Annotated in this window: 22 protein-coding genes; 14 read left to right on the top strand and 8 right to left on the bottom strand. The window is 70.4% G+C overall.

Annotated features, from left to right (window positions below):
* Window positions 1-87: 87 nt before the first annotated feature.
* Together lpdA and AC1DMN_RS00465 are read right to left on the bottom strand one after the other, a co-directional pair.
* Window positions 88-1461: a dihydrolipoyl dehydrogenase gene (gene lpdA / locus AC1DMN_RS00460; protein WP_477229025.1), complete on the bottom strand. Its 1374-nt coding sequence runs from the start codon at window positions 1459-1461 to the stop codon at window positions 88-90.
* Complete coding sequence (locus tag AC1DMN_RS00465) at window positions 1458-2936, bottom strand: leucyl aminopeptidase (protein WP_477229026.1); 1479 nt, start codon at window positions 2934-2936, stop codon at window positions 1458-1460. The genes lpdA and AC1DMN_RS00465 overlap by 4 nt, the downstream gene beginning before the upstream one ends.
* A gap of 111 nt (window positions 2937-3047) precedes the next feature.
* Here AC1DMN_RS00465 and AC1DMN_RS00470 point away from each other — a divergent pair, with 111 nt between their 5' ends.
* The 3 genes from AC1DMN_RS00470 to AC1DMN_RS00480 all read left to right on the top strand — a co-directional run bounded on the left by AC1DMN_RS00470 (window position 3048) and on the right by AC1DMN_RS00480 (window position 6150).
* Window positions 3048-3983, top strand: coding sequence for a proteasome assembly chaperone family protein (locus AC1DMN_RS00470; RefSeq protein WP_441977818.1), 936 nt, complete (start codon window positions 3048-3050; stop codon window positions 3981-3983).
* Window positions 3984-4207: 224 nt separating this feature from the next.
* Window positions 4208-5449 (top strand): RNA polymerase sigma factor, encoded by a 1242-nt coding sequence (locus tag AC1DMN_RS00475; protein ID WP_441977817.1) that lies wholly within the window; start codon window positions 4208-4210, stop codon window positions 5447-5449.
* Window positions 5446-6150: a coenzyme F420-0:L-glutamate ligase gene (locus tag AC1DMN_RS00480; protein WP_441977816.1), complete on the top strand. Its 705-nt coding sequence runs from the start codon at window positions 5446-5448 to the stop codon at window positions 6148-6150. The genes AC1DMN_RS00475 and AC1DMN_RS00480 overlap by 4 nt, the downstream gene beginning before the upstream one ends.
* A gap of 70 nt (window positions 6151-6220) precedes the next feature.
* On the opposite strand, the gene AC1DMN_RS00485 is transcribed toward AC1DMN_RS00480, so the two are convergent.
* Window positions 6221-7243, bottom strand: a complete 1023-nt coding sequence (locus AC1DMN_RS00485; protein ID WP_477229027.1) for a sugar-transfer associated ATP-grasp domain-containing protein — start codon at window positions 7241-7243, stop codon at window positions 6221-6223.
* Window positions 7244-7359: 116 nt separating this feature from the next.
* Between AC1DMN_RS00485 and AC1DMN_RS00490 the strand changes: the two genes are divergently transcribed.
* Together AC1DMN_RS00490 and AC1DMN_RS00495 are read left to right on the top strand one after the other, a co-directional pair.
* Window positions 7360-8082, top strand: coding sequence for an alanine racemase (locus AC1DMN_RS00490; RefSeq protein WP_441977814.1), 723 nt, complete (start codon window positions 7360-7362; stop codon window positions 8080-8082).
* The gene (locus AC1DMN_RS00495) at window positions 8070-9119 is read left to right on the top strand and encodes an alanine racemase (RefSeq protein ID WP_477229028.1); all 1050 of its coding nucleotides are present in this window, start codon (window positions 8070-8072) and stop codon (window positions 9117-9119) included. The genes AC1DMN_RS00490 and AC1DMN_RS00495 overlap by 13 nt, the downstream gene beginning before the upstream one ends.
* Before the next feature lie 82 nt (window positions 9120-9201).
* Here the strand turns inward: AC1DMN_RS00495 and AC1DMN_RS00500 are convergent, their stop codons facing one another.
* Window positions 9202-9414, bottom strand: a complete 213-nt coding sequence (locus tag AC1DMN_RS00500; RefSeq protein ID WP_440731868.1) for a DUF7455 domain-containing protein — start codon at window positions 9412-9414, stop codon at window positions 9202-9204.
* Window positions 9415-9597: 183 nt separating this feature from the next.
* Here AC1DMN_RS00500 and AC1DMN_RS00505 point away from each other — a divergent pair, with 183 nt between their 5' ends.
* From AC1DMN_RS00505 to AC1DMN_RS00515, 3 genes are read left to right on the top strand one after another with little or no spacing between them, the layout of a single operon-like run.
* Window positions 9598-11733, top strand: a complete 2136-nt coding sequence (locus AC1DMN_RS00505) for a DNA gyrase/topoisomerase IV subunit B (RefSeq protein WP_477229029.1) — start codon at window positions 9598-9600, stop codon at window positions 11731-11733.
* On the top strand, window positions 11733-12209 hold the full coding sequence (locus AC1DMN_RS00510; RefSeq protein ID WP_440731866.1) for a GNAT family N-acetyltransferase: 477 nt from the start codon (window positions 11733-11735) through the stop codon (window positions 12207-12209). The genes AC1DMN_RS00505 and AC1DMN_RS00510 overlap by 1 nt, the downstream gene beginning before the upstream one ends.
* Before the next feature lie 12 nt (window positions 12210-12221).
* On the top strand, window positions 12222-13133 hold the full coding sequence (locus AC1DMN_RS00515) for an arginase family protein (protein ID WP_477229030.1): 912 nt from the start codon (window positions 12222-12224) through the stop codon (window positions 13131-13133).
* A gap of 3 nt (window positions 13134-13136) precedes the next feature.
* On the opposite strand, the gene AC1DMN_RS00520 is transcribed toward AC1DMN_RS00515, so the two are convergent.
* Complete coding sequence (locus tag AC1DMN_RS00520; RefSeq protein ID WP_477229031.1) at window positions 13137-14366, bottom strand: glycosyltransferase; 1230 nt, start codon at window positions 14364-14366, stop codon at window positions 13137-13139.
* 86 nt (window positions 14367-14452) lie between these two features.
* Here AC1DMN_RS00520 and AC1DMN_RS00525 point away from each other — a divergent pair, with 86 nt between their 5' ends.
* The 4 genes from AC1DMN_RS00525 (at window position 14453) to AC1DMN_RS00540 (ending at window position 18495) form a co-directional block, all read left to right on the top strand.
* On the top strand, window positions 14453-15460 hold the full coding sequence (locus AC1DMN_RS00525) for an NAD-dependent epimerase/dehydratase family protein (protein WP_477229032.1): 1008 nt from the start codon (window positions 14453-14455) through the stop codon (window positions 15458-15460).
* Window positions 15457-16257: an MBL fold metallo-hydrolase gene (locus tag AC1DMN_RS00530; protein WP_477229033.1), complete on the top strand. Its 801-nt coding sequence runs from the start codon at window positions 15457-15459 to the stop codon at window positions 16255-16257. Before AC1DMN_RS00525 ends, AC1DMN_RS00530 begins: the two co-directional genes overlap by 4 nt.
* On the top strand, window positions 16254-17576 hold the full coding sequence (locus AC1DMN_RS00535; RefSeq protein ID WP_477229034.1) for a F390 synthetase-related protein: 1323 nt from the start codon (window positions 16254-16256) through the stop codon (window positions 17574-17576). The genes AC1DMN_RS00530 and AC1DMN_RS00535 overlap by 4 nt, the downstream gene beginning before the upstream one ends.
* 79 nt (window positions 17577-17655) lie before the next feature.
* Entirely contained in the window at window positions 17656-18495 is an 840-nt protein-coding gene (locus AC1DMN_RS00540) for a 3-oxoacyl-ACP synthase III family protein (protein ID WP_477229035.1), read from the top strand.
* A gap of 17 nt (window positions 18496-18512) precedes the next feature.
* Here AC1DMN_RS00540 and AC1DMN_RS00545 read toward each other — a convergent pair whose 3' ends face one another.
* Entirely contained in the window at window positions 18513-20960 is a 2448-nt protein-coding gene (locus tag AC1DMN_RS00545; protein WP_477229036.1) for a DNA gyrase/topoisomerase IV subunit A, read from the bottom strand.
* An 81-nt stretch (window positions 20961-21041) separates the two neighbouring features.
* Between AC1DMN_RS00545 and AC1DMN_RS00550 the strand changes: the two genes are divergently transcribed.
* Complete coding sequence (locus AC1DMN_RS00550) at window positions 21042-22169, top strand: alkaline phosphatase family protein (protein WP_477229037.1); 1128 nt, start codon at window positions 21042-21044, stop codon at window positions 22167-22169.
* A gap of 33 nt (window positions 22170-22202) precedes the next feature.
* On the opposite strand, the gene sepH is transcribed toward AC1DMN_RS00550, so the two are convergent.
* On the bottom strand, window positions 22203-23264 hold the full coding sequence (sepH, locus tag AC1DMN_RS00555; protein WP_477229038.1) for a septation protein SepH: 1062 nt from the start codon (window positions 23262-23264) through the stop codon (window positions 22203-22205).
* Window positions 23265-23481: 217 nt separating this feature from the next.
* On the opposite strand from sepH, the gene AC1DMN_RS00560 reads away from it, so the two are divergent.
* Window positions 23482-23775 (top strand): DUF4193 domain-containing protein, encoded by a 294-nt coding sequence (locus AC1DMN_RS00560; protein ID WP_440731856.1) that lies wholly within the window; start codon window positions 23482-23484, stop codon window positions 23773-23775.
* Window positions 23776-23889: 114 nt separating this feature from the next.
* Here AC1DMN_RS00560 and AC1DMN_RS00565 read toward each other — a convergent pair whose 3' ends face one another.
* Complete coding sequence (locus tag AC1DMN_RS00565) at window positions 23890-24387, bottom strand: DUF3093 domain-containing protein (RefSeq protein WP_477229039.1); 498 nt, start codon at window positions 24385-24387, stop codon at window positions 23890-23892.
* Between the last annotated feature and the right edge of the window lie 4 nt (window positions 24388-24391).

Below are 24391 nucleotides of genomic sequence, written 5' to 3' on the forward strand. Positions count from 1 at the left end.
CCTTAAGGAAGTTCGTGATGGTGTTCAGCTTAGTGGGCAACAGGGCGTTCAGCCCAGCCTTGAATTCCACGATGCGCAAGAAATCTTTCACAATGCGTGAAGTGGCTTGCCGGCGAGGGCGAGGAACGCCTCGCCGAGAGCCTCGCTCTGCGTCGGGTGGGCGTGGATCAGCGGGGCGATGTCCTCGGGGTGCGCATCCCAGCTCACCGCGAGTTGCCCCTCGGTGATGAGTTCTCCGACACGGTCGCCCAGCAGATGAACGCCCAGGATGGGGCCGTCCTTCTGGCGCACGACCTTGACGAGCCCGGCCGTGCCGATGATCTCGCTCTTGCCGTTGCCGGCGAGGTTGTACTCGTAGGCGACGACCCCATCGGCGCCCAGCGCCTCGATCGCTGCGGCCTCGGTCACCCCGACCGAGGCGACCTCCGGGCTGCAGTACGTGACGCGGGGGATCTGCGCATCCGGGATCACTGCAGGGCTCAGCCCCGCGATGCGCTCGGCGACGGCGATGCCCTGCAGGAACCCGCGGTGCGCGAGCTGAAGCCCTGGCACGATGTCGCCGACCGCCCAGACGTGGTCGACGTTCGTGCGCAGCTCGGGGTCAGTGAGCACGAAACCACGGTCCATGGCGACGCCGGCCTCCTCGAAGCCGAGGCCCGCCGTGGCCGGGCCCCGGCCGACGGCCACGAGCAGGTAGTCGGCCTCGTAGGCGGTGCCGTTCTCCAGAGTCACGGTGACGGCGTGCTCGGTCTGGGCGGCGCTCGCGAACCGCACGCCCAGTGAGTAGGTGATGCCCCGCCGGCGGAACGCGCGCTCGAGCCCCTTGCTCAGCGCGATGTCCTCGTTGGGGGCGAGGTGGTCGAGCGCCTCGACGATCGTGACCTCGGCGCCGAAGGAGCGCCAGACGCTCGCGAACTCGACGCCGATCACACCGCCGCCGAGGATGACGACGCGCTGAGGCACCTCTTCGAGTGCGAGCGCCTGCTCGCTGGTGAGGATCCGTCCGCCGATCTCCAGGCCGGGCAGCGAGCGGCTGTACGACCCGGTCGCGAGGATCACATCGGATCCGGTGTACACGTCGTCCCCGACCGCGATGGTCCGGTCCGGACGCAGAACGCCCTCGCCGCCGACGACGGTGATGCCGCGCGCCTTGATGAGGCCCTCGAGACCCTTGTACTTCTTGGCGACGATCCCCTCCCGATAGGAGCGGACACCGGCCGGGTCGATCCCGTCGAAGGAAGCGCCGACGCCGTACTTCGCGGCATCGCGGACGTTCTCGGCGATCTCCGCCGAGTGCAGCAGCGCCTTGGTGGGAATGCATCCGCGGTGCAGGCAGGTGCCGCCGACCTTGTCCTTCTCGATCAGCGCGACGGACTTGCCCAGTTCGGCGGCGCGGAGCGCCGCGGCGTACCCGCCGCTGCCGCCGCCGAGGATCACGATGTCGAAGGCGTGAGCGGTCATGCGTGTACTCCGTTCGCGCGGGCCTCGGCGAAGGCGATCAGCGTGCGCACGATCGCCCCTGTGGCGCCCTTGTCGGTGAAGCCGTACGGGGCGCCCTTGTGCTCGGACGATCCGGCGATGTCGAGGTGCGCCCAGGGGATGCGCGGTGCGTCGGCCTCGTCGGAGGTGCGTCCGACCATGCGGCGCAGGAACAGGCCCGCGAAGAGGGCGCCGCCGGCAGGGTCGCCGATCTTGGCGTTCACCAGGTCGGCGATCGGCGACTTCAGCTCGTCCTCCATGTGCTCGGGGAGCGGCATGTGCCAGGCGGCCTCACCGGTCGAGGCCGCCGCGGTCAGCACCTCCTGCACGGTGTCGTCGTCGCCGAAGACGCCGGTGTGGCGCATCCCGAGGGCGACGATGATGGCGCCGGTGAGAGTCGCGACGTCGAGGATCACGTCGGGGTGCTCACGGCTCGCCGCGACGAGCCCGTCCGCGAGGACGAGACGCCCCTCCGCATCGGTGTTGAGCACCTCCACGGTCTGCCCGTCGGCGAAGCGCAGCACATCGCCAGGGCGGATCGCCGAGCCGGACGGCATGTTGTCCGCGATGCACATCCAGGCGGTCACGCGGACGGGCAGGCCGAGAGCCGCGACGGCCTTGGTCGCGGCGAGGATGCTGGCCGCACCCGCCATGTCCGTCTTCATGCCGACCATGCTCGCCGGCGGCTTGAGCGACAGGCCTCCGGTGTCGAAGGTGATGCCCTTGCCCACGAGGGCGATGTGGCTGACCGCATCGGCGGGGGAGTAGTCGAGGCGCACGAGGCGCGGCGGGCGGTCGGATCCCTGACCGACACCGAGGATGCCTCCGAAGCCCCCGGCGGCGAGAGCGGCCTCGTCGAGCACCTCGACGGCGACGTCGAGTCCGGAGAGCTCGTCGACGGCACGCGCCGCCAGATCTGCCGGCCCCAGCCATTCGGCCGGGGTGGTGACCAGATCGCGGGTCAGCGCGACAGCGCCGGCGAGCGCCGTCGCGTGCGCGACGTCGTCGGGGGAGAGGTCGGCATGCAGCACGACCGTCCCGGCGCGCTTCGGCTGCTCGCCGGAGCGGTAGTCGTCGAAGCGGTAGCCGCCGAGCAGCGCGCCTTCGGCCGCAGCCGTCGCGAACTCGGCCACGGCGTCGCCGAGCAGCACCAAGACGCGCTCGAACCCGGTGAGTGTGCGCAGCGCGGCACCGACGGCCTCGCGCACGGCATCCGCATCCGGCGCGGAACCTGCGCTCACGACGGCGACCGGGACGTCCGCGACCTCGGGAGCGGGGATGCGCGCGTACGCGCCCGCCTTCCCGGTGAAGCCGACCGCGGTCAGCGCGGCGTGGGTGGTGGAGAAGGGGGACAGGTCTTCCGGGGTGTCCGTGAGACCGGCGACGACGAGCACGACCGCATCAGCGTTCGCGTCCGCCGGAGCGCCTGTGTGCAGCTCGAGCGCAGGTGACGTCATGGGTTCCATCCTAGGTTCGGCGCCGTGCACGAAGAGAGGATGGCCCCGCCCGCGTGTTCGCTGTCAGCGCTCAGCGGATCCGCGGGGCGGGGCGACTCGTAGCATGGAGGCATGCCCATCTCCGGAGAGATCCACGAACGCGTCGCCTACCCCGGCGGCGTGCCGTCCGGCCTGCCGCTCGTCATCCTGCTGACCGGCTTCACGGACGCGGGATCCGCGGTGTCGGGGCTCATCGATCACCTTTCTGAGACGACCGATCCGCAGCCGGTGCTGGTCTTCGACAACGACATGCTGCTGGACTATCGTGCGCGCCGCCCGGTGCTCACCTTCGATCAGGACCACATCGCGGAACTGAAGCCCGCGCGGCTCGAGCTGTCCTTGGCGCACGACGCGCTGGGGCGGCCGTTCCTGCTTCTCGCCGGCTACGAACCCGACTTCGCGTGGAACACGTTCGCCGATGTGGTCCTCGACTTCGCCGCGGAGTACGACGTATCCACCGTCACGTGGGTCCACTCCATCGCGATGCCGGTTCCGCACACCCGGCCGATCGGCGTCACCGCGAGCGGCAACCGGGCCGAGCTCACGGCGGCGCATTCGGTGTGGCGCCCGCGCACGCAGGTACCCGGCACGGCGGGCCATCTACTGGAGTACCGCTTCGTGCAGGCGGAGCGCAGTGTCGCGAGCTTCGTCCTGCTCGTGCCGCACTATCTCGCCGACACCGAGTATCCGGATGCTGTTCTCACCGCCGCCGAGAAGGTCATGGCGGCCACGGGTCTGGTGCTGCTGACGGATGCGCTGCGGGAGAAGCGCGCGGAGTATCTCGAGCGGGTCGACGAGCAGGTGCGTGACAACGAGGAGCTCGGCCAGATGGTGCAGACCCTTGAGCACCGGTATGACGCTTACATGTCCGGGCTCGAGCTGGAGGACGAGGCGCCTGCGCGTTTCGACGAGGGATCACTCCCCAGCGCCGATGAGCTCGCCGCGGAGCTGGAGCGATTCCTGGCTACCCGGCCCGGTGGCGACGAGGACAAGAACGGCCGGATCTGAGCGATTCCGGGAGTGTCCCGGGAGGATTCAGGCGGAATGCGGGATCCGGTGTCTGCGCCCGCAGAGTGTGCGATACTTATCTGACGACCCGTTGTCAATACCCTCTCCGCAAGGTCGGGGACTTGACAAGGGTCTTACTAGTGCCCGCAAGGGCACGGGCTGTCAAGGCCCACAGGCCAAGAACCACAGGGCGCCTGCGCAAGCGCTCCGTTGAAAGGCGAGACGTGACGACTGCCACGAAGAAGAACACCCGGACCAAGAGCGACCAGGCCGAGCCTGAGGAGGTCGCGGCCGAGGCCGTCGACGCCGCGGCGACCGCCGCGCCGAAGAGGGCGGCGGCGAAGAAGCCGGCGGCCAAGAAGACGTCCAGGGCGAAGAGCAAGGACGAGGCGGAGAGCGAGACCGCTCCGGAGGAAGCCCCCGCGGACGATGAGGGCGACGAGGAGGAGGGCGGCAAGCCCGCCTTCACCGAGCCGCTGCCCACGGGTGCGATCCGGATCAGCTCCACCGACGAGGACGACGTCCCCGTCTACTCGACGCAGATCACCGGCGCCACCGCCGACCCGGTCAAGGACTACCTGAAGCAGATCGGAAAGGTCGCGCTGCTGAACGCGGCCGAAGAGGTCGAGCTCGCGATGCGGATCGAGGCCGGCCTGTTCGCCGAGGAGAAGCTCTCGGCGATGTCGGCGGCCGAGAAGACCGGCCAGCTCGGACTCGACCTGCAGTGGGTCGCCCGCGACGGTCAGCGCGCCAAGAGCCACCTGCTCGGCGCCAACCTGCGACTCGTGGTCTCGCTCGCGAAGCGGTACACGGGCCGTGGAATGCAGTTCCTGGACCTCATCCAGGAGGGCAACCTCGGTCTCATCCGCGCGGTCGAGAAGTTCGACTACACCAAGGGCTTCAAGTTCTCGACCTACGCGACGTGGTGGATCCGTCAGGCCATCACCCGCGCCATGGCCGACCAGGCCCGCACCATCCGCATCCCCGTGCACATGGTCGAGGTCATCAACAAGCTCGCCCGCGTGCAGCGGCAGATGCTGCAGGACCTGGGCCGCGAACCCACGCCCGAGGAGCTGAGCCGCGAGCTCGACATGACCCCCGAGAAGGTCATCGAGGTGCAGAAGTACGGCCGCGAGCCGATCTCCCTGCACACCCCGCTCGGCGAGGACGGCGACAGCGAGTTCGGCGACCTCATCGAGGACACCGAGGCCGTGGTCCCCGCGGACGCGGTCGGCTTCACGATGCTGCAGCGTCAGCTCGAGCAGCTGCTCGATTCGCTGTCCGAGCGCGAGGCCGGCGTGATCCGGATGCGCTTCGGCCTCGGCGACGGCCAGCCCAAGACGCTCGACCAGATCGGCGACACGTTCGGTGTGACCCGCGAGCGGATCCGGCAGATCGAGTCCAAGACGATGGCGAAGCTGCGCCACCCGAGCCGTTCGCAGTCGCTGCGGGACTACCTCGAGTGAGCGCGGAGGCGAAGCCGAACGACGGCAAGAACCTCGAGATCTCCGTCGAGGGCACGCGCTGGCTGCGGATCCCGATCCGCACGAAGGTCGTCATGCCGGGCGACGTGCTCGGCGATGTCGTGACCGAGTACGCCGCGGGTGAGGTGCAGAAGGGCGACCTGCTGTTCATCACCGAGAAGATCGTCGGCATCACGCAGGGGCGCTCGTTCCTGCTCGAGGAGATCCATCCGCGCCGGCTCGCGCACTTCCTGTCGAAGTACGTGACGCGCACGCCCTACGGGATCGGACTCGGCATGCCCGAGACGATGGAGATGGCGCTGCGCGAATGCGGCACGCCCCGGATCCTGCTCGCGGCCGCGGTGTCCGCCGTGACCAAGGCGTTCGGCCGGCGCGGCGACTTCTACCGGATCGCCGGCGAGAAGGCGCGTGCGATCGACGGACCGACGGAGGGCACCATGCCGCCGTACGACCGCTCGGTCGTGCTGGGGCCGGCGCGCCCGCGCGAGGTGGCGCACGAGATGCAGCGGCTGATCGGCGGGGTGTGCGATGTGGCCGTGGTCGACATCAACGACCTCGGCGGCAACATCCTCGGCTCCACGCTCGAGAAGGGCGCCGAGAAGCGCCTCGTCGCGATCCTCAAGGACAATCCGCTCGGCCAGGGCACCGAGTCGACGCCGATGGGCATCATCCGCCCGGCCTGACCACCCGGATCCACGAAGAAGGCCGCCCCGTCATGATGACGGGGCGGCCTTCTTCGCGTGAACGGCGCGCTCAGAACTTGATGGCGGCCCGGTAGCGCGGTTTGTGGCCGGTGCGGATGCCCGAGACGCTCGGCTTGTTCTCGTACACGCCGGCGCCCCAGTTGCCCTCCACGAGCACGGGGCCGTCGGGGCCGACCACGATGTCCCAGCCGACGTACTGCACCTGGGGCACCACGCGCGCGACCTGGTCGATGAACGCCTTGACCTCGTCGATCATCGGCAGCTGGAAGTCGGCGATGCGGAAGCCGGAGTCGGGGTGCAGCTCGTGCACGTGCCCGTGCGAGTCGTAGCCGGCGCTGATGGCGTGGCCGTCGTCGTCGAGCATCGTGTAGAAGCCGCCGAAGGACATCTGGTCGCTGACCTCGCCCCGGCCGAACTTCTGCGCCATCGCGAGGATGTGCGTCTTCTCCCCGTCGAAGAACGCGGTCACGCGCGTGGTGTTGACGGTGCCGGGGCAGACGGCCGCGAGGTCGGGGTGCTGTCGGATGACCTCCTCGACGAGCAGACGACCCTTGCCGAGCAGGTCGGCGTGGAACGCGTCCCAGTCGGTGATTTCTGCGGCGTGGTAACGGAACACGCCGGATCCTGCCTGGCCCATCGGCGTCTTCACGATGACGGTGCCCTGACGCTGCACGAAGTCGCGCAGCTCGTCGGCGTTGCCCGGCTTGACGACCATCCATTCGCGACGGAGGAAGTCGGAGAACTTCTCGTCGAACTCGATCTTGTCGTGGAACAGGTGCCGGTAATCGGGGTGGGCGTAGCGCTCCGAGATCTGGTTCGACACAGGGTGCGTCATGTATGTGGCGCGCTCGGCCCTGTTCAGGATCGCGAAGTCGTAGTCGATGTAGTCCTGGAAGCCGACATTGTGCCGGCCGGCCGACCACAGCATGTCCACCACGACGGCGGGGACGGCCTTGCCGTGCTGCGCGGACGCCTCCTTGGCGCGCTCGATCACCGAGCCGACGTTGATGCGACGGGCGCGCTCGGCGAGGTAGCCGAGACGGGACTTGAGGCCGAGGCCGTTCGAGGGCATGCGTACTCCGGGGAGATCGGGCGGGGACCGGTCCATTCTAGGTGGCCCGCCTCCGAGAACCCCCGGGCGCCGGCGTCGGGCGGACCCGGCCGGATCCGCCTGGGTAGGCTGGAACGGTGAACGAGCCGCTCCCCGACACGCTTGCGCAGAGTGCGATGCTGCGTTCGGTGATCTCGCGATCCGCGCTCGAGGACGGGGCGGCTGCAGCCGTCACCACCGGGGGAGCGGGCGTCGCCGATCTTCGCCGTGATGCCTGGGGGCATGGCCTCCTCGAGGTGGCCCGGGTCGTCACCGCAGCCGGTGCGCGCGCCGTGCGTGTGGACGATGCGGACGACGTCGCGCTGCTGCGTGCGGAAGCCATCGACGCGACCTGCACGGAGGCACCCGAGCTGGATCCGCGCCTGCTGTACGGCCTGCCGGATGCGACCGGTGCGCTGCCGGGCCGGCCGGTGATGCGCGTGGCAGGGCGCGTGCTCTCGACCAAGGACATCGCGGCCGGAGACGGCGTCTCCTACGGCTACATCCATCGCGCTCCGGAGGACTCTCGTCTGGCACTCGTCACCGGTGGCTACGCGCAGGGGGTCGTGCGTGCGCTCGGCAGCAGGGCCGCGGTCGAGATCGACGGCGTGGTGCACCCGATCGTCGGCCGGATCGCGATGGACGTCTGCGTCGTGGACATCGGCGAGGCCGACGTCGCCGTGGGCGCCGAGGTGACGTACTTCGGCGGATCCGGCCCGTTGTCGGCCGGAGTCGCGGACTGGGCGCGGATCACCGGCATGGGCGTCGATGAGCTGGTGGCGGTCGTCGGGCAGCGGACGGAGCGCGCATGGGAGGCATGACCGGGCCCGTGCTGCGGGTGGACCAGGGCGTGCTGCGGGCGAACATCGCGGCGGTGACCGCGCGCGTCGCCCCCTCCACCCTGATGATGGTCCTCAAGGACGACGGATACGGTCTCGGCGCCATCTGGGCGGCCAGGGTCGCGGCGGACGCAGGCGTCGGATGGTTCGGAACCTACGACATCCCCACCGCGATCCGGCTGCGTGGCGAGATCGGTGCGGCGCCCCGATTGTTCGCCTGGGCGACTTCCGCTGATGCGGAGATCGATGCAGCGCTGCGAGCCGACGTGGACCTCGGCGTGGGAACGCTCGAGTATCTGCGCCGGGTGATCGCGCGGGCAGCGGTACTCGGTGCCGTCGCGCGCATCCATCTCAAGATCGACACCGGGCTGCACCGCAACGGACTGTCGGCCGTGGAGTGGGACGAAGGCGTCGCTGCGGCATTGCGCGCGCAGAAGGATGGGCACGTGCTGCTCGTAGGTGCGTGGAGCCACCTCGCCGAGGCGAGCGATGACGAGGATGACGCCGCGCAGGAGCTCTTCCTCGCGGCCGTGCGACGTGCCGGCGAGCTCGGCGCAGAGCTGCCGTACCGGCACCTCACGGCGTCCGCTGCCACCTGGGCTCGTCCCGAGCTGCGCGGCACGCTCGTGCGTGTGGGCGCCTTCTGCTTCGGCGTGCGCTCCGCCGACGGACCCGACCTGCCCGGGATCGCCCCCGCGGCCGAGCTCGTCGCACCGGTGCTGCGGGTCGAGGGCGACGAGGTCATCGTCGGGGTCGGATCCTTCGACGGGCTGCCGAGCATCCTCGCCGGGCGCGTGCAGGTGGGCACTCCCGCCGGAGCTCGCGCGCTCCTGGCCGTCGGCGCGGACACGGTGCGTGTGGCCGGCTGGGACGACGCCGCCGTCGGCGACGAGGTGGTGCTGTTCGGCCGTGGCGCCCACGGGGACTGCACGCCGACGACCCTCGCGGAGGCGATCGGCACTGTGGGCGAGGAGATCCTGTGCCGGCTCACCGCGCACGTGCGGCGCGAAGCGCGCTGAGTTCCCGTTCTCGGAGTCGCCCGCCGCAGAAAGCAAAGCGCCCGATGTCCGAGGACACCGGGCGCTTCTGTCTATGGGCGGGTCAGCCTTCGAGCAGACGCGACGTCTCGTCGTGCCAGCTCGTGGCCACCGCGCGGAGCTTCTCCTCGTACTTGCGTCCGTGGTGGGCGCAGAACAGAAGCTCGCTGCCGTTGACCTCGGCGGCGATGTAGGCCTGGGCTCCGCAGGAGTCGCATCGGTCCATCGCCGTGAGGCGGGGGATGACTGTGCTATCCCGTTCGGTCGTCGCGTTCATCTCGATGCCTCCTCGTTGTTCGGGTCCGCTGTGTGGAGTGTGCTCAATACAACCACGCAGAGCTGAGAGTCATGCCCGCGAGACGGCGTGTTTCGCTCACCGCGTACGCGCCCGGTGACGAGCGGGTGACGGCCAGGAGTGTCGTCGGGGCCAAGTCCGTGCTGCTCGATACGATGGGGGATTGTGACAGCCGAGTACTCCGCCCATCATCTCCAGGTCCTCGAGGGTCTCGAAGCCGTCCGCAAGCGGCCCGGAATGTACATCGGCTCGAACGGCTCCCCGGGCCTCATGCACTGTCTCTGGGAGATCATCGACAACTCCGTCGACGAGGCCGTCGCGGGCAACGGCTCGAAGATCGACATCATCCTTCATCCCGATGGCAGCGTCGAGGTGCACGACCGCGGGCGCGGCATCCCGGTCGATGTCGAACCGCGCACGGGTCTCACCGGCGTCGAGGTCGTCTTCACGAAGCTGCATGCGGGAGGCAAGTTCGGCGGCGGTTCATACGCGGCATCGGGCGGCCTGCACGGCGTCGGCGCCTCGGTGGTGAACGCCCTGTCCGAACGTCTCGACGTCGAGGTAGACCGCGGCGGCAAGGTCTACGCGATGTCGTTCCGTCGCGGCGAGCCCGGGATCTTCACGGATGCGGGGGAGAAGAGGCCGGACGCGCCTTTCACGCCGTTCCAGGACAACAGCGAGCTGCGCGTGATCGGCAAGGCGCCGCGGGGCGTCACCGGCACCCGGATCCGCTACTGGGCCGACCGGCAGATCTTCACCAAGGACGCCGCGTTCCAGCTCGCCGACCTCGAGACCCGTGCACGGCAGACCGCGTTCCTCGTGCCGGGACTCGAGCTCGTGGTCCGGGACGAGCGCGCGGCGACTTCTGCGACGTCGCAGGACGGCGTCGAAGGCGAGCCGGCCACCAGCGCCATGGACGCGGTGAACGAGACCTCGTACCACTACGAGGGCGGCATCGCGGAGTTCGTCGAGTACCTCGCAACGGACGCGCCCGTCACGGACACCTGGCGCGTGCAGGGCGAGGGCACGTTCAAGGAGACCGTGCCGGTGCTGCAGCCCGACGGCCACATGGTCGCGACCGAGGTGGAGCGCGTCTGCGCCGTCGACATCGCCCTGCGCTGGGGGACGGGATACGACACGAGCATGCGCTCGTTCGTGAACATCATCGCCACGCCCAAGGGCGGGACGCATCAGCAGGGCTTCGAGCAGGAGCTCCTCAAGGTGCTGCGCGCCCAGGTCGAGCAGAACGCCCGTCGCCTGAAGGCCGGCAACGACAAGATCGAGAAGGACGACGTTCTCGCGGGGCTCACCGCCGTGCTGACCGTCAACGTCCCCGAACCGCAGTTCGAGGGGCAGACCAAGGAGGTCCTCGGCACGCCGGCCGTGCGTACGATCGTCGCGCAGGTGGTCCGCAAGGCGCTCGGCGAGCGTTTCGCCTCGACCAAGCGCGATGACAAGAACCAGGCGTCGATGCTGCTGGACAAGATCGTCGCCGAGATGAAGGCGCGCGTCTCCGCCCGTGCCCACAAGGAGACCCAGCGCCGCAAGAACGCGCTGGAGTCGTCGTCGCTGCCGGCGAAGCTCGTCGACTGCCGGTCCACCGACGTCGCACAGACCGAGCTGTTCATCGTGGAGGGCGACTCCGCGCTCGGCACGGCCAAGCACGCCCGCACGAGCGAGTACCAGGCACTCCTGCCGATCCGCGGCAAGATCCTGAACGTGCAGAAGGCGTCGGTCAGCGACATGCTGTCGAATCTGGAGTGCGCCTCCATCATCCAGGTGATCGGAGCCGGATCCGGTCGCTCCTTCGACCTCGCGGCGGCGCGCTACGGGAAGGTCATCCTGATGAGCGACGCCGACGTCGACGGCGCGCACATCCGCACGCTGCTCCTGACGCTGTTCTACCGCTACATGCGCCCGCTCATCGAGGACGGCCGGGTCTTCGCCGCAGTGCCGCCCCTGCACCGCGTCATCGTGATGAACCCCGGATCCAAGCCGAACGAGACGATCTACACCTACAGCGAGGGCGAACTGCACACCCTGCTCGCGAAGCTGCGCAAGCAGAACAAGCGCTGGCACGAGCCGATCCAGCGGTACAAGGGTCTCGGTGAGATGGACGCCGAGCAGCTCGCCTCCACCACGATGGATCGTTCCGGCCGCCTGCTGCGCCGTGTGCGCATGGAGGACGCCGAGGCCGCGGGGCGGGTGTTCGAGCTGCTGATGGGCAACGAGGTCGCCCCGCGACGCGAGTTCATCATCGATTCGTCCGATCGCCTGGCCCGCGAGGCGATCGACGCCTGATGGCCGCGCTCCCCTCGGATGTGTCGCTGCGTCCCGCGCTTCCGGGCGACGTCGACGCGATCGCGGCGCTCAAGGAGAGGGTGCTGCGGCAGGATCTGGAACCGCTGGTCGGCTGGGATCCGGCGCGCTCGCGCGCCCGGGTCGTCGAGCACTTCTCGCCGGAGCACACCTGGATGATCGCCGTCGACGGTGAGACCGCAGGCACGATCACACTGCGCCCCGATCATGACGCGTTGTGGCTGGAGATGTTCTATCTCGACGGGCCGCACCAGGGCCGCGGGATCGGATCGTCCGTTCTTCGTGCCGTGCTGGCCGACGCACCCGCTGATCGGCCTTTGCGGCTTCAGGTGCTCGTCGGATCCGCCGCGCGGCGTCTGTACGAGCGGCATGGCTTCGTCGTCGAGCAGAACGACGGCATCGACATCTGGATGCGCCGCGATCCGCGCGCGGCTGCCGAGTCCGTCGCGGCGTCTTGACAGACTGAGTCGATGGTCGCCATCGTCTCCGCCCCCACGAACCTCGGACTGCGCCCGCCGGTGCGCGGCGGTGTGCCCGGCACGGCGAAGGCGCCCGAAGCCCTACGCGAGGCGGGTCTGCACCGGCGGCTGTACGCCGCGGGAGCGGTCGACGCCGGCGTCGTGCTGCCCGGACGCTACGTGGACGATGACGGACGCCGTCCGGCGGGCACGGTGCGCAACCAGGCGGCGATCGTGGAGCACGCCCGGCGGCTCGCCCATCGGCTGTTCGACATCAGGGAGTCTGGCCAGGCGCCGCTCGTGCTCGGCGGAGACTGCAGCCTCGCGATCGCCGCAGGCCTGGCGTCGCGGGTGACCGGCGGCGGTGGGCTCGTGCACATCGACGGTCACACCGACTTCCGCCATCCCGGCAACAGCACAGGGGTAGGCAGCGTCGCCGGCGAGGATCTGGCGATCGCGATCGGCCGTCACACGCCGGAACTCGCCGAGATCGACGGACTGGGGCCGTACTTCGACGCCGCGCGCGTCGCGCACATCGGCCACCGCTACGAGGACGCGTTCGTCGACGAGGTGCGCGAGGCGATCGCCCTCGTCGTTCCCGCGGACGACGTGATCCTGCACGGCGCCGCGCGGGCAGCGTCGCGCGTGCGGGCGGTCGAGGGGCTCGAGCGCGACTACTGGATCCAGGTGGACGTCGACGTCCTCGACCCCTTGCACATGCCGGCCGTGGACAGCCCCGACCCGGGTGGCCTCGCTCCGGACGAGCTGATCGGCCTGCTGCGCGACCTCGCTCCGCACGCATGGGGCGCTGCCGTGTCGGTGTTCGATCCGGATCTGGATCCGGATGGCGTTCATGCGGCGACCCTCGCCGAGGTGATCGCGGAGGGCTTCGCGGAGCTCGGGGCCGCCCTCGTCGAGGACTGAGGGTCAGCGCGCGGCTCGCGCGGCCCCGGCCGCACAATAGACGCGGAGCAGCTCACCGCGGTGGGCGCTCTGCGCGACATGCGGTCGATGTGCGATCGCGGCCGCGCTCATGCCGGCGACGCGCGCCGGATCGTCGCGGAGCGCGGCGAGAGCGTCTGCGAGACCGGCGGCATCCGGCCGCGACGCGACCAGATGGCCCTGACGAGGCAGGGTCTCGGACAGCTCGGGATCCGCGACGATCACCGGCAGCCCCGCCGCGACGGCCTCCAGCAGCACCATCGGCTGGTTGTCGAAATCGAAGGAGCTGGACACCAGCACGTGCGCCGTGCGCATCGCGTCGAGCACCTCGGACTGCGGCACGGCTCCGCGCACGTCGGCCCGCCCGAATCCGATCCGGGACGCCTCACGCGCGACCGTCCGGCGTGAGATGCCGTCACCCAGCATCACGGCCTCGATCCCGGGTGTGCGGGACACGGCGTCGAGGAAGATCTCAGGACGCTTCTCCGGCGACAGGCGTCCGCACCAGAGCACCCGCAGCGCGGCTCCCGGCTCCGGCCGGCGCGGGACGGGCGTCCCGATCGCATCGAGCACCGTCGCCTCGAGCCCGTTCGAGAGCACGTCCACCGGCGTCTGCACACCCTGTGCCACCAGTTTCGCCGCGAAGTGCGCGGAGGGCACGATCACCCGATCCGCGCGCTCCGCCTGGCTCACCATGAGCCGCCACATCCGACGGGCCGTGCGGGTGCGGGTGTAGTGCGCGCGCGTGTCGAGGGGAAGCGGTCGTGAACCGGGCGCAGAGCCGAGCCCGCGGCGATGCAGGCCGGCGAGCAGCACCGTCGTGATCGCCGGCAGGGGCAGCACCGAGCGCGTGTAGACGTCGATGCGCCCGTGCATGGTCTGCACGAGCGGGATGCCGAGCGCCCGGGCGGCGCGATAGGCGGCGAGCGCGGCGAACATCTCGGTGTGCACGTGCACGACGTCGAAGCCTGCGAGTTCGCGTTCGAGCTGGGCGGCGGCGTCCCGCAGGGGCCAGGTGAACGGGTAGCCGTCGGGGGCGAAGCCGCGCGCCGTCGGCAACCGCACGACAGGCGGGTCGGACGAGGGTTCGCTCAGAGGGGCGAACACGACGACCTCGTGCCCCGCGCTCACGAGCTCTTCGCGCTGCGCCTTGATCGCGGTCTGGACGCCGCCGAGCGTGGGCAGGTAGTAGTCCGTGACCATCGCGATGCGCACCGTCTCACTCTAGGGCGGACCCCGAGCCTCATCGCATGTGCACCGGACCTCCCGTCGGGGGCGCGATCGTGCCATAGCATCGGGGCATGTCTGCGTCCGCCCGGCCCGTGCTCGTGACCGGCGCCGGCGGCTTCCTCGGCGGATACGTCGTGCGAGAGCTCAGGGCGCACGGCCTTCCGGTCCTGGCCTCGGGGCGCAATGCGGAGGCGCTCGCCCGGATCGCGGCCCCGGAGGAGACCCTGGTCTCTGCGCTGGCCGATCTTCCGGATGCGGCACGCCCCGTCGAGGCGGTCGTGCACTGCGCAGCGCTGTCGACGCCGTGGGGACGTCCGCGCGACTTCCTGGCCGCCAACGTCGAGGGAACGGCTGCGGCCCTGCGTTTCGCCGAGAAGGGCGGGGTGCGCCGGTTCGTCTTCGTGTCGTCGCCGAGCGTGTACGCGGCCGCGCGTGATCGGATCGGCATCCGTGAGGAAGAGGTGGATCCGGGCAATCGCCTGAACGACTACATCCGCTCGAAGCTCGCCGCCGAGCAGCTGCTGCACCGGGCGCAGCGGGCCGGGCGGATCCGGGAACTCGTGATCCTGCGCCCGCGCGGACTCATCGGCGCCGGTGATCCGAGCCTGGTCCCGCGCCTGCTCGCCGTGCATCGTCGCATCGGCGTGCCGCTCTTCGATGAGGGGCGCAACCTCATCGATGTGACTGCGGTGGAGAACGTGGCCACCGCACTCCGCCTCGCGTTGAGCGAAGGGGATCCGACCGGCGGCGTGTACAACATCAGCAACGGCGATCCCCGGCCGTTCCGAGAGCTGCTCGAGGGCCTGCTGTCGCGGCTCGGCGAGACGCCCCGGTTCCGGCGGCTGCCGCGCCGGGGTGCATGGGCGCTCGCGTCGGCGCTCGAGGGAGTCTGCCGCGTGCTTCCCGGCCGTCCTGAGCCGCCGCTGACCCGCTACACGCTCTCGACCATCGCGTTCGCGCAGACCCTCGACATCTCCCGCGCGCGGGAGGAACTCGGCTACGCACCCGGGGTGTCGCTCGACGAGGCGCTCGACCGCGCCGTCGCCGACCTGCGCGCACGCACGGACGCAGCCGCATGACGCGCCGGCTGCGGCACTACGCGTGCGGGAGCACGGTGCACGACATCGGCATCCTCTTCCGCGGCGGCGGACGCGAGGTGCGCGGGTTCCCCTCGGGGGTGTTCCTGTACGAGCCCGGGGACGGACGCCGGATCCTTGTCGACACGGGTTATGCCCCGGAGCCCTGGGACACGGGCTGGCGCGGCGCCGTGTACCGGCGCATCCTGCCGCCCACGATGTCCGCTCCCGACGACGTCGCGCGCCAGCTCACGGACGACGGCGTCGCACCGGACAGCGTGACGCATGTCGTGCTCACTCATCTGCATCCCGACCACATCGGCGGGATCGCGCGGTTCCCGTCGGCGCGCATCGTGGCGACGGCCGGACAGCTGGCGACCCTGCGACGGGCACGTCTGCGCGACGCGATCCTGACCGGACTGCTGCCGACATGGTTCCCCGGGGTCGATCCGCTCATCCTCGATCGGGCGGACTTCACTCAGGCGCACGTCGCGGGCGTGACGCTGCACATCGCGGATCCGTTCCCCGGGGCGGGACTGAGGATCGTCGACCTCCCTGGGCACGCGCAGGGGCACATCGGGGCGCTGGTGGACGACCGGGTGCTGCTCGCCGGGGACGCCGCCTGGGGGTCGGATCTGCTCGCAGAGGAGCCGCGCATGCGGGCCCTGCCGCGCGCGCTGCAGCACGACGGCGATGCGTACCGCGACACCGCACGTCGACTTGTCGCGCTCTCGCGAGCGGGCGTCAGAGTGGTGTGCAGTCACGATCCGATCGGTGACCGAGAGCTGCTCCCGCGATGAGCCGGCTGCGCATCGTTGCGGAGTTCGCCGCCGCACGCTGGCTGCGGCCGTTGCGCACGCGCGCGGCCGTGGAACGCCGGCAGCGGCGCCTGCTGCGCCGTCACCTGCGGTTCCTGCGGCGCAGATCCGCGTACTTCCGCCCGCTCATCGGCGCGAATTCCGCCGATCTCGCCGCGCTGCCGCTCATGGACAAGCGCGTCATGATGGAACGCTTCGACGAGCTGAACACGGTCGGCGTCCATCGCGACGAGGCGATGCGGATCGCTCTCGCGAACGAGCGCTCCCGCGACTTCGCGGCCGATCTCAAGGGCTGCTCGATCGGGCTGTCCAGCGGTACCAGCGGACACCGCGGCCTGTTCCTCGTGAGCGGTGCGGAGCGGGAGGCATGGGCGGGGACGGTGCTCGCCCGCACCCTGCCGCGAGGGCGCATCCTCGGACACCGCATCGCGCTGTTCCTTCGGGCCGACAACACGCTGTACGAGGCGGTCCGATCTCGCGCCGTCTCCTTTTCCTACTTCGACGTGTTCGCGGAGATGACGGAGAACCTCGAGCGCCTGGCCCGGTACGCGCCGACGATCCTGGTCGCACCGCCCTCGGTGCTGCTGGCGATCGCACGCGCTGCGGAGAGCGGCGCCATCGCCGTGCGCCCGGAGAAGGTCTACGCCGTCGCCGAGGTGCTCGAGGTCTCGGATGCGCGCAGGATCGCGGCCGGTCTCCGGCAGGAGCGGATCCATCAGCTGTATCAGTGCACCGAAGGGTTCCTCGCGCACACGTGCGAGCAGGGCGTGCTGCACCTCAACGAAGACGGCGTGCTCATCGAGCGCGAGCCGCTGGGCGACGACAGGTTCGCGCCCATCGTGACGGATCTGCGCCGCCGGGCGCAGCCGATCGTGCGCTATCGCCTCGGCGACGTGCTGCGCGAGCGCGAGGCGCCCTGTCCGTGCGGGAGCGCTTTGACCGCGTTGGCTCGGATCGAGGGACGCGAAGGCGACACGCTGCGACTGCCCGGGCAGGACGGCGGCGTCGTCGACGTGTTCGCCGATCTCGTGTCCCGCGCCCTGGTGTATGCGGACGGCGTGGCGGAGTACCGGATCGTGCAGACTGGCCGTCGCGAGCTCGAGGTCGGCATCGAAGCGGCGGCGGACACACCGCTCGCCCTGGTGCAGGCGAACGTCGCGGCGGAACTGGGAACATTGGCGGACCGTCTCGGTGCCGACCGCGCAGAGCTGCGTTTCGTGCCGTATGCACCGGAGCCGGGACGGAAGCTGCGGCGCGTGGAGCGGCGCTGGAGGGGGGATCGTGACGATGCGGAGCTGTGAGATCGCGGGATGGGGCAGGGTGCTCCCGAGCCGCACGGTACGGTTCGGCGAGAGCGTGCGATATCGGGTCGAGGATGACGTGTCGCACCTCGACATGCTCGCCGAAGCCGGGCGGCGCGCCATCGAACATGCGGGCCTGACGACCGATGACATCGATCTGGTGCTCGGCGCATCCGCCGCCGGCGTCCAGCCGATCCCGTGCACGGCGGCGCTCGTGTGGGAGCGCCTCACCTCGGCCGGCCATGCAGCCGCCTTCGACGTCAACTCGACCTGCACGAGCTTCGTGACCGCTCTCGACATCGCCTCCCGCTATCTGGAGGGCGGCGACCACCAGACCGTGCTGGTCGTGGCGGGCGACGTCGCGTCGCGGTTCCTCAACCCCGACCAGCGGGAGAGCTTCGAACTCTTCAGCGATGCCGCCGTGGCGGTCCTGCTCCGTCGCGCGACCGCGCCGGATCGGGGCGTGGTGGCCAGTCAGCAGCAGACCTGGCCCGCGCACGTGCACGACACCGAGCTGCGCGGAGGGTTGTCGCACTCGCCCGCCCAGCAGTACGCCGTCACGGATCCGGCCGACTACCTGTTCGACATGGACGGCCGGCGGGCGCTGCTCGGCATGATGCGCGTGCTGCCCGATTTCTTCGACCGGTTCCTGCGGAGGGCCGGCCTCGCCCACGACGACATCGCCCTGTGGATCCCGCATCAGGCGTCGGCGGCGCTCGGTCCGATGCTCGACCGGATCGGCGTGCCCGGTGACCGGCGCGTCGACGAGGTCGAGGCGTTCGGCAACATGGTCTCCGCGTCGGTGCCGTTCATGCTGACCCGTGCCCTGGAATCCGGCCGCGTCGGCACGGGCGACACCGTCGTGCTGTGCGGAACGGCGGCCGGTCTCACGGCCAACGCGCTGGCGCTGCGGCTGTAGGCGACGGCACCCGGCGATCAGGCGCCGAGCACACCGCCGATCGACCCGATCACGCCGTCGATGGCCTGTCCGGACCCGTCGCGCTTGGCGCCGGCCTCCGGCAGGGTACGGGCCGATCCGTCCGGGCCGACCGCGAGCGCGGGCTCCGTGCCGACCCAGGCCAGCATCAGCCGGTCCTCGCCCTTGAGGAAGGCGTGCGCGCGGACACCGCCGGTGGCGCGCCCCTTGCCGGGGAACTCGGAGAACCGGGACGACTTCGCGCGGCCCGCGTCGGTGCCGGCGATCATCCCGGTCGCGCCGGACACGGTCACCACGATCGCCTCCGCATCGGCGGCGAGCACGGAGAAGGCGATCACCTCGGCCTTGGCGCCGAGCTTGATGCCGGCCATGCCACCCGCGGGCGCTCCCTGGGGGCGCACTCCCGACGCGGCGAAGTGCAGCAGCTGGGCGTCGCTCGTGACGAACACGAGTTCGGCGTCGTCGGGGGCCGCGCCCGCGCCGACGACCGCGTCGCCGGGCTTCAACCCGATGATCTCGAGCTCGGGCTTCACGGGGAGGGAAGACGGCACGACCCGCTTCACGACGCCGGTGCGCGTGCCCAGCGCGATCGGCGTGTCATCGTCGAAGCGCACGAGCGCGAGGATCCGCTCACTCTTGTCGAGCAGCCCGATGTAGTCGCGCAGCGGCACGCCCGCGGCGAGGTGCACCGAGGCGGACGGCACGGACGGCAGGTCCATCGCGGTGAAGCGCAGGACCCGGCCCGCCGTGGTGACCGCGCCGATCTCGGTGCGGGTCGTGGTCTCCAGCGTGGCGAGGATCGCGTCGTGCTTGCTGCGCCGGGAGGCGGGGGAGAGCTCCTGACCGGGCTCGAGATCCACCCGCACGGCGCGGCCGGTGGTGGAGAGGACCACGACGGTCGGCGCGTCGGCGATCTGCGTGTCCACGGGCCCCTTGGCAGCGCGGGCCTTGGGCGGCGCGGCGTTGAGCAGCAGGGTGCGCCGCGGGGTGCCGTAGGCCTCGGCCGCCGCATCGAGCTCGGTCGCGACCTGGCCGCGCAGCAGGGCCTCGCTGCCGAGCAGCTCCTGCAGCGCCGCGATCTCCGCGAGCAGCGCGTCGCGCTCGGTCTCCAGCTCGATGCGGGAGAACTTGGTGAGCCGACGCAGGCGCAGCTCGAGGATGTACTCGGCCTGCCGCTCGCTGAGGTCGAAGACGCTCTGCAGGCGGCTGCGGGCCTGCTCCGAGTCGTCGGAGGAGCGGATGACCTGGATGACCTCGTCGATGTCGAGGATCGCGATGAGGAGGCCCTCGACGAGGTGCAGGCGCTCCTCGCGGCGGGCCAGGCGGTACCGGCTGCGGCGCGTGACGACCTCGAGACGGTGCCGCACATAGACGCTGAGCAGCTCCTTGAGTCCGAGCGTGCGCGGCTGCCCGTCGACGAGGGCGACGTTGTTGATGCTGAAGGAATCCTCGATCGGCGTCAGCCGGTACAGCTGCTCCAGCACCGCATTCGGGTCGAAGCCCGTCTTGATGCCGATCTGGATCCGCAGACCGTGATTGCGGTCGGTCAGATCGTTGACATCGCTGATGCCCTGGAGCTTCTTCGCCTGCACGGCGTCGCGGATCTTCTCGATCACCCGTTCGGGCCCGACCATGTAGGGCAGCTCGGTGACCACGATGCCGGTACGGCGCGGTCCGAGCGGCTCGATGGAGACCTTGCCTCGCACCTTGAACGCTCCGCGGCCGTTCGCGTAGGCGTCGCGGACGCCGTCGAGGCCCATCACGATGCCGCCCGAGGGGAAGTCGGGGCCCGGGACGAACTCCATGAGCTCCTCGGTGGTGGCCTCCGGGTGCTCGAGGAGGTGGATGGCCGCTGCCACGACCTCGATGAGGTTGTGCGGCGCCATGTTGGTGGCCATGCCGACCGCGATGCCGCTCGCGCCGTTGACCAGCAGGTTCGGGAACGCGGCGGGCAGCACGGAGGGCTGCTGGAACTGGCCGTCGTAGTTCGGCACGAAGTCGACGACGTCCTCGTCCAGGCTCTCGGTCAGCGCGAGAGAGGAGGGGGCGAGGCGCGCCTCGGTGTAGCGGGAGGCGGCGGGACCATCGTCCAGGGAGCCGAAGTTGCCGTGTCCGTCCACGAGAGGCAGGCGCAGCGCGAAGGGCTGCGCGAGGCGGACCAGAGCGTCGTAGATCGCGGAGTCGCCGTGCGGGTGCAGCTTGCCCATCACGTCGCCCACGACGCGGGCGCTCTTGACGTGGCCGCGGTCGGGGCGCAGGCCCATCTCCGCCATCTGGAACAGGATCCGGCGCTGCACCGGCTTGAGCCCGTCGCGCGCGTCCGGCAGCGCGCGGGAGTAGATGACCGAGTAGGCGTACTCCAGGAACGATCCCTGCATCTCGCTCGAGAGATCGATGTCCTGGATGCGCTCTTCGATCGGCTCGGGCGGCGTGGTCGTGCGGGGCATGGGCTTCCTGCGGGTTTCGGGCGGCGGCGGAGCGGTTCTCGACGCCGGATCCGTGCCGGGCTCTGTGCGAGACTGACTCGGATGACCCTCATGCTACCGGCGATCCCGCCCTCACTCCGGAGCATCACCGGGGTGGCGCACGACCTGTTCAACGCTCTGGACGGCCGCGATGGTGTGCTGCCGGGGGTGCGGTCGGCGGTACTGGTCGTCATGGACGGGCTGGGCGCGATCCCGCTGCGCGCGCATGCGGGCCATGCCCGCCGCCTGGCAGGGGCCATGGCGAAGAAGGACGTGCTCTCCAGCGTCTTCCCGTCCACGACCGCGGCCGCCCTCACGAGCCTGCTGACCGGCGTGGATCCGGGCCGGCACGGACTGGTCGGCTACGAGGTCAGAGACCCGCGCACCGGCGTGCTGGTCAACCAGCTGGCAGGCTGGGAGAAGGCGCGCGTCGATCCGACCGAATGGCAGCGCACGCCGACCGTGTTCGAGACCGCAACCGCGGCGGGACGTCCGGCGTTCGCCGTGGGACTGGCCGAGTATGCCGGCAGCGGCTTCTCCGCGGCGACCCTGCGGGGTGCCGAGTTCCGCTCCGCCCGCACGGCGGCCGAGCGCGTCGCATTGGCCCTGAGCCTCGCCGAGGAGCACGAGGGGTCACTCGTGTACTGCTACCTCCCGGAGGCGGACAAGGCCGGACACAAGCACGGCATGGCCTCAGCGGAATGGGTCCGCGCGCTCGAGGAGCTGGATGCGGCGATCCCCGCCGGGACGCCCGACGGCGTGGGCATGCTGATCACCGCCGACCACGGCATGGTCGACGTGCCGCGCACCAGGCATCTCATCCTCGACGAGCGCAGCCGCCTGCATGACGGGGTCGCAGCGATCGCGGGGGAGCCGCGCATGCTGCACGTCTATGTGGAGGATCCGGCCAGGCGCGACGAGATCGCTGCGGCCTGGGCCGCGGGGGTCGAGGGCGCTGCGGACGTGCTCACGCGCGCGCAGGCGATCGACGGCGGCCTGTTCGGATCCGCTCCGACCGCTGAGGCACAGGAGCGGATCGGCGATCTCGTGGTACCCGCCCGTGGCCTTTGGGCGCTGTACGACGGGACCGCTGAGGATCAGCGTTCACAGGGCATGATCGGTCAACACGGATCGCTCAGCTCGGAGGAGCTGCGCGTGCCGTCGCTCCGGTTCGGCGCCTTCGCGCGCTGATCGACCGGGGCCGATCAGCGGCTGCAGCCGTGGTCAGTCGTCGCTGCGGGCTCCGAACACGATCTCGTCCCAGGACGGCATCTCACGCCGGCGTCGGCGCGGGGTGGAGTCGCCGTCGATCGAGACGGGGGCCGTCGTCGACTGCTCGGGCTCCGGCTCGTATCCGGGCTCGAGGGCCTCGAACAAGGCGAGCGGGCGGGACTCCTCGGGCTCTTCCTCCACGGTGGGTCGGACCTCGCGCTGCCCGCGCCGGCGGCGCAGGGCCTCCAGTAGGTCAGCCGTGTCGGACGGCGTCGCAGGAGCGAAGGACGCGCTGCGCGTCGCCGCCTCCTGGGCGTTGGATGCGGTCTGAGGGTGTCGCGCAGACCGGGGCTCCTGTGCGACGGTCGCGCCGTCCTCCTCCGCCTCGACGGGCTCGGCGGGGGCGGGCACCAGGCGCGGGCCGAACGCGCCCGAATCGAATCGGGTGTCGTCCTTGTACGGCGACGAGCGGTCCTTGTCGAGTGCGCGCAGACGGGGGATCAGCCCCTCCGGCAGAGCGCCCTGGCGGGACAGCTGCGTGGCGTCCGCATTGAGCGGCGCCAGCGCGCTGCGACGCGGATCGAACGACCATCGCGCATCGTGCTCGACGTCGTTCGCGGTGAACTCGAGCTTGATGACCCAGCCGGTGTCGTCCTTCCAGCTCGCCCACCGCTCGTCGGCAGCCGCCAGCTCCGAGAGCTTGGCGCGGATCGCGACGCCGAACGTCGGCTGTGCATCGGGCTCGACCTCGCTGCCGATCAGCACAGGAACGGCGAGGGCCTGACCGACGATGTGCTCGCGCTCGGCGAGCACGGGGCTCTCGAAGCGCTGCACCACTTCGAGGTCCACCCCGAGGAGTTCGGCGACCTCAGTCGCGGACAACCCGGCGCGGATGTGCGACTGGATCTCGCGGGGACTCGCAGCCAGCGGAGGAGCCTTCTCCTCGCGACCGGCCTTGGCCCGGCGCAGTTCGGCGCGCAGCACCTCGTCGATCGGGAGGGCGAATCGCTCTCCCGATTCGGTGGCGAGAACGAGGACGTCGTCTTCCGCGCCGACGATCGTGACGTGTTCCATGGCTTCAGCCCCTCAGAATGAGTGTCGGTTCATGGTGTCATGCGGTGTGCGCGCCGCCGGGAATATCGCGGGCGTGCCGTGAGTTCTGATGCGCAGACAGAGCGGCATTTGCGATTTGCACGCGCGTCATGCAAACTATGGGCCGCCGAACACCCCCGGCGCCCGGCACACGCAGGATGCCAAGCCGCTCGCAGGATGAGACTGGAGATCCAAACCCATGGCAACCGATTACGACGCTCCGCGCAAGAACGAAGACGAGAGCGAGTCGATCGAGGCTCTCAAGGAGCGCGTCCCCGACAAGCTGTCGGGATCGATCGACGCTGAGGATTCGGACAACCCGGGCGGATTCGACCTTCCGGGAGCCGACCTCTCCGACGTCGAGCTCGACGTCGTGGTGCTGCCCCCGCAGGAGGACGAGTTCACCTGTGTCAGCTGCTTCCTCGTGAAGCACCGTTCGCAGCTGGACCACGAGGACAAGGCAGGCCCCATCTGCAAGGAATGCGCGGCCTGATTCCCCTTCGCTGCTCGCGCCCGGACCTTCTCGGTTCCGGGCGCGTTCTGCGTTCACGGGCGTCCGCCGTCAGCGAAAGCGGATCCGAGACGGCGGAGTCGTGCGGGTTTCTGCTCAGGCCTGCGGGTTCGCCGCGGCGCGAGCGGCGTCGATCGCAGCGGCCAACCGGTCCGGCGTGCGCGAGGAGATCGTCCAGCTCGGCGCCGGGTCTGCCGGATCCGTATTCGGCACGATCACCACGCCGTCGATGCCGCCGCGGATCAGATGCCAGCCGCGGGCGGTAAGGCCGGGGCCGCGCGCCTGACGCGCATCATCCCCGGTGCGGACCTCCGGCTCGCCCAGCCAGGAGGCATCGATCCAGGCCCGGCCGGCGCGTAGTACGTGCTTCTCTACCGCCACGCGCGGCGACCCGGCGATCATCAGGACGATGATCGCGACGGTCGCGGCGATGCCGATGATCAGCGCGACGCCCGATCCGGCCGGCACGAACACCAGCGCGAGCATGGGGCCGCCGAGGGCCGCGGCGAGGAACAGCCACAGACTCGGCGCGAGACGTTCGCGGTAGCGGGTGGCCGTCGAGGCGGTCCCGGCATCGCGTGCTGCGTTCTGCATTAGC

The organism is Microbacterium sp. 01T413_2 (assembly GCF_056398985.1).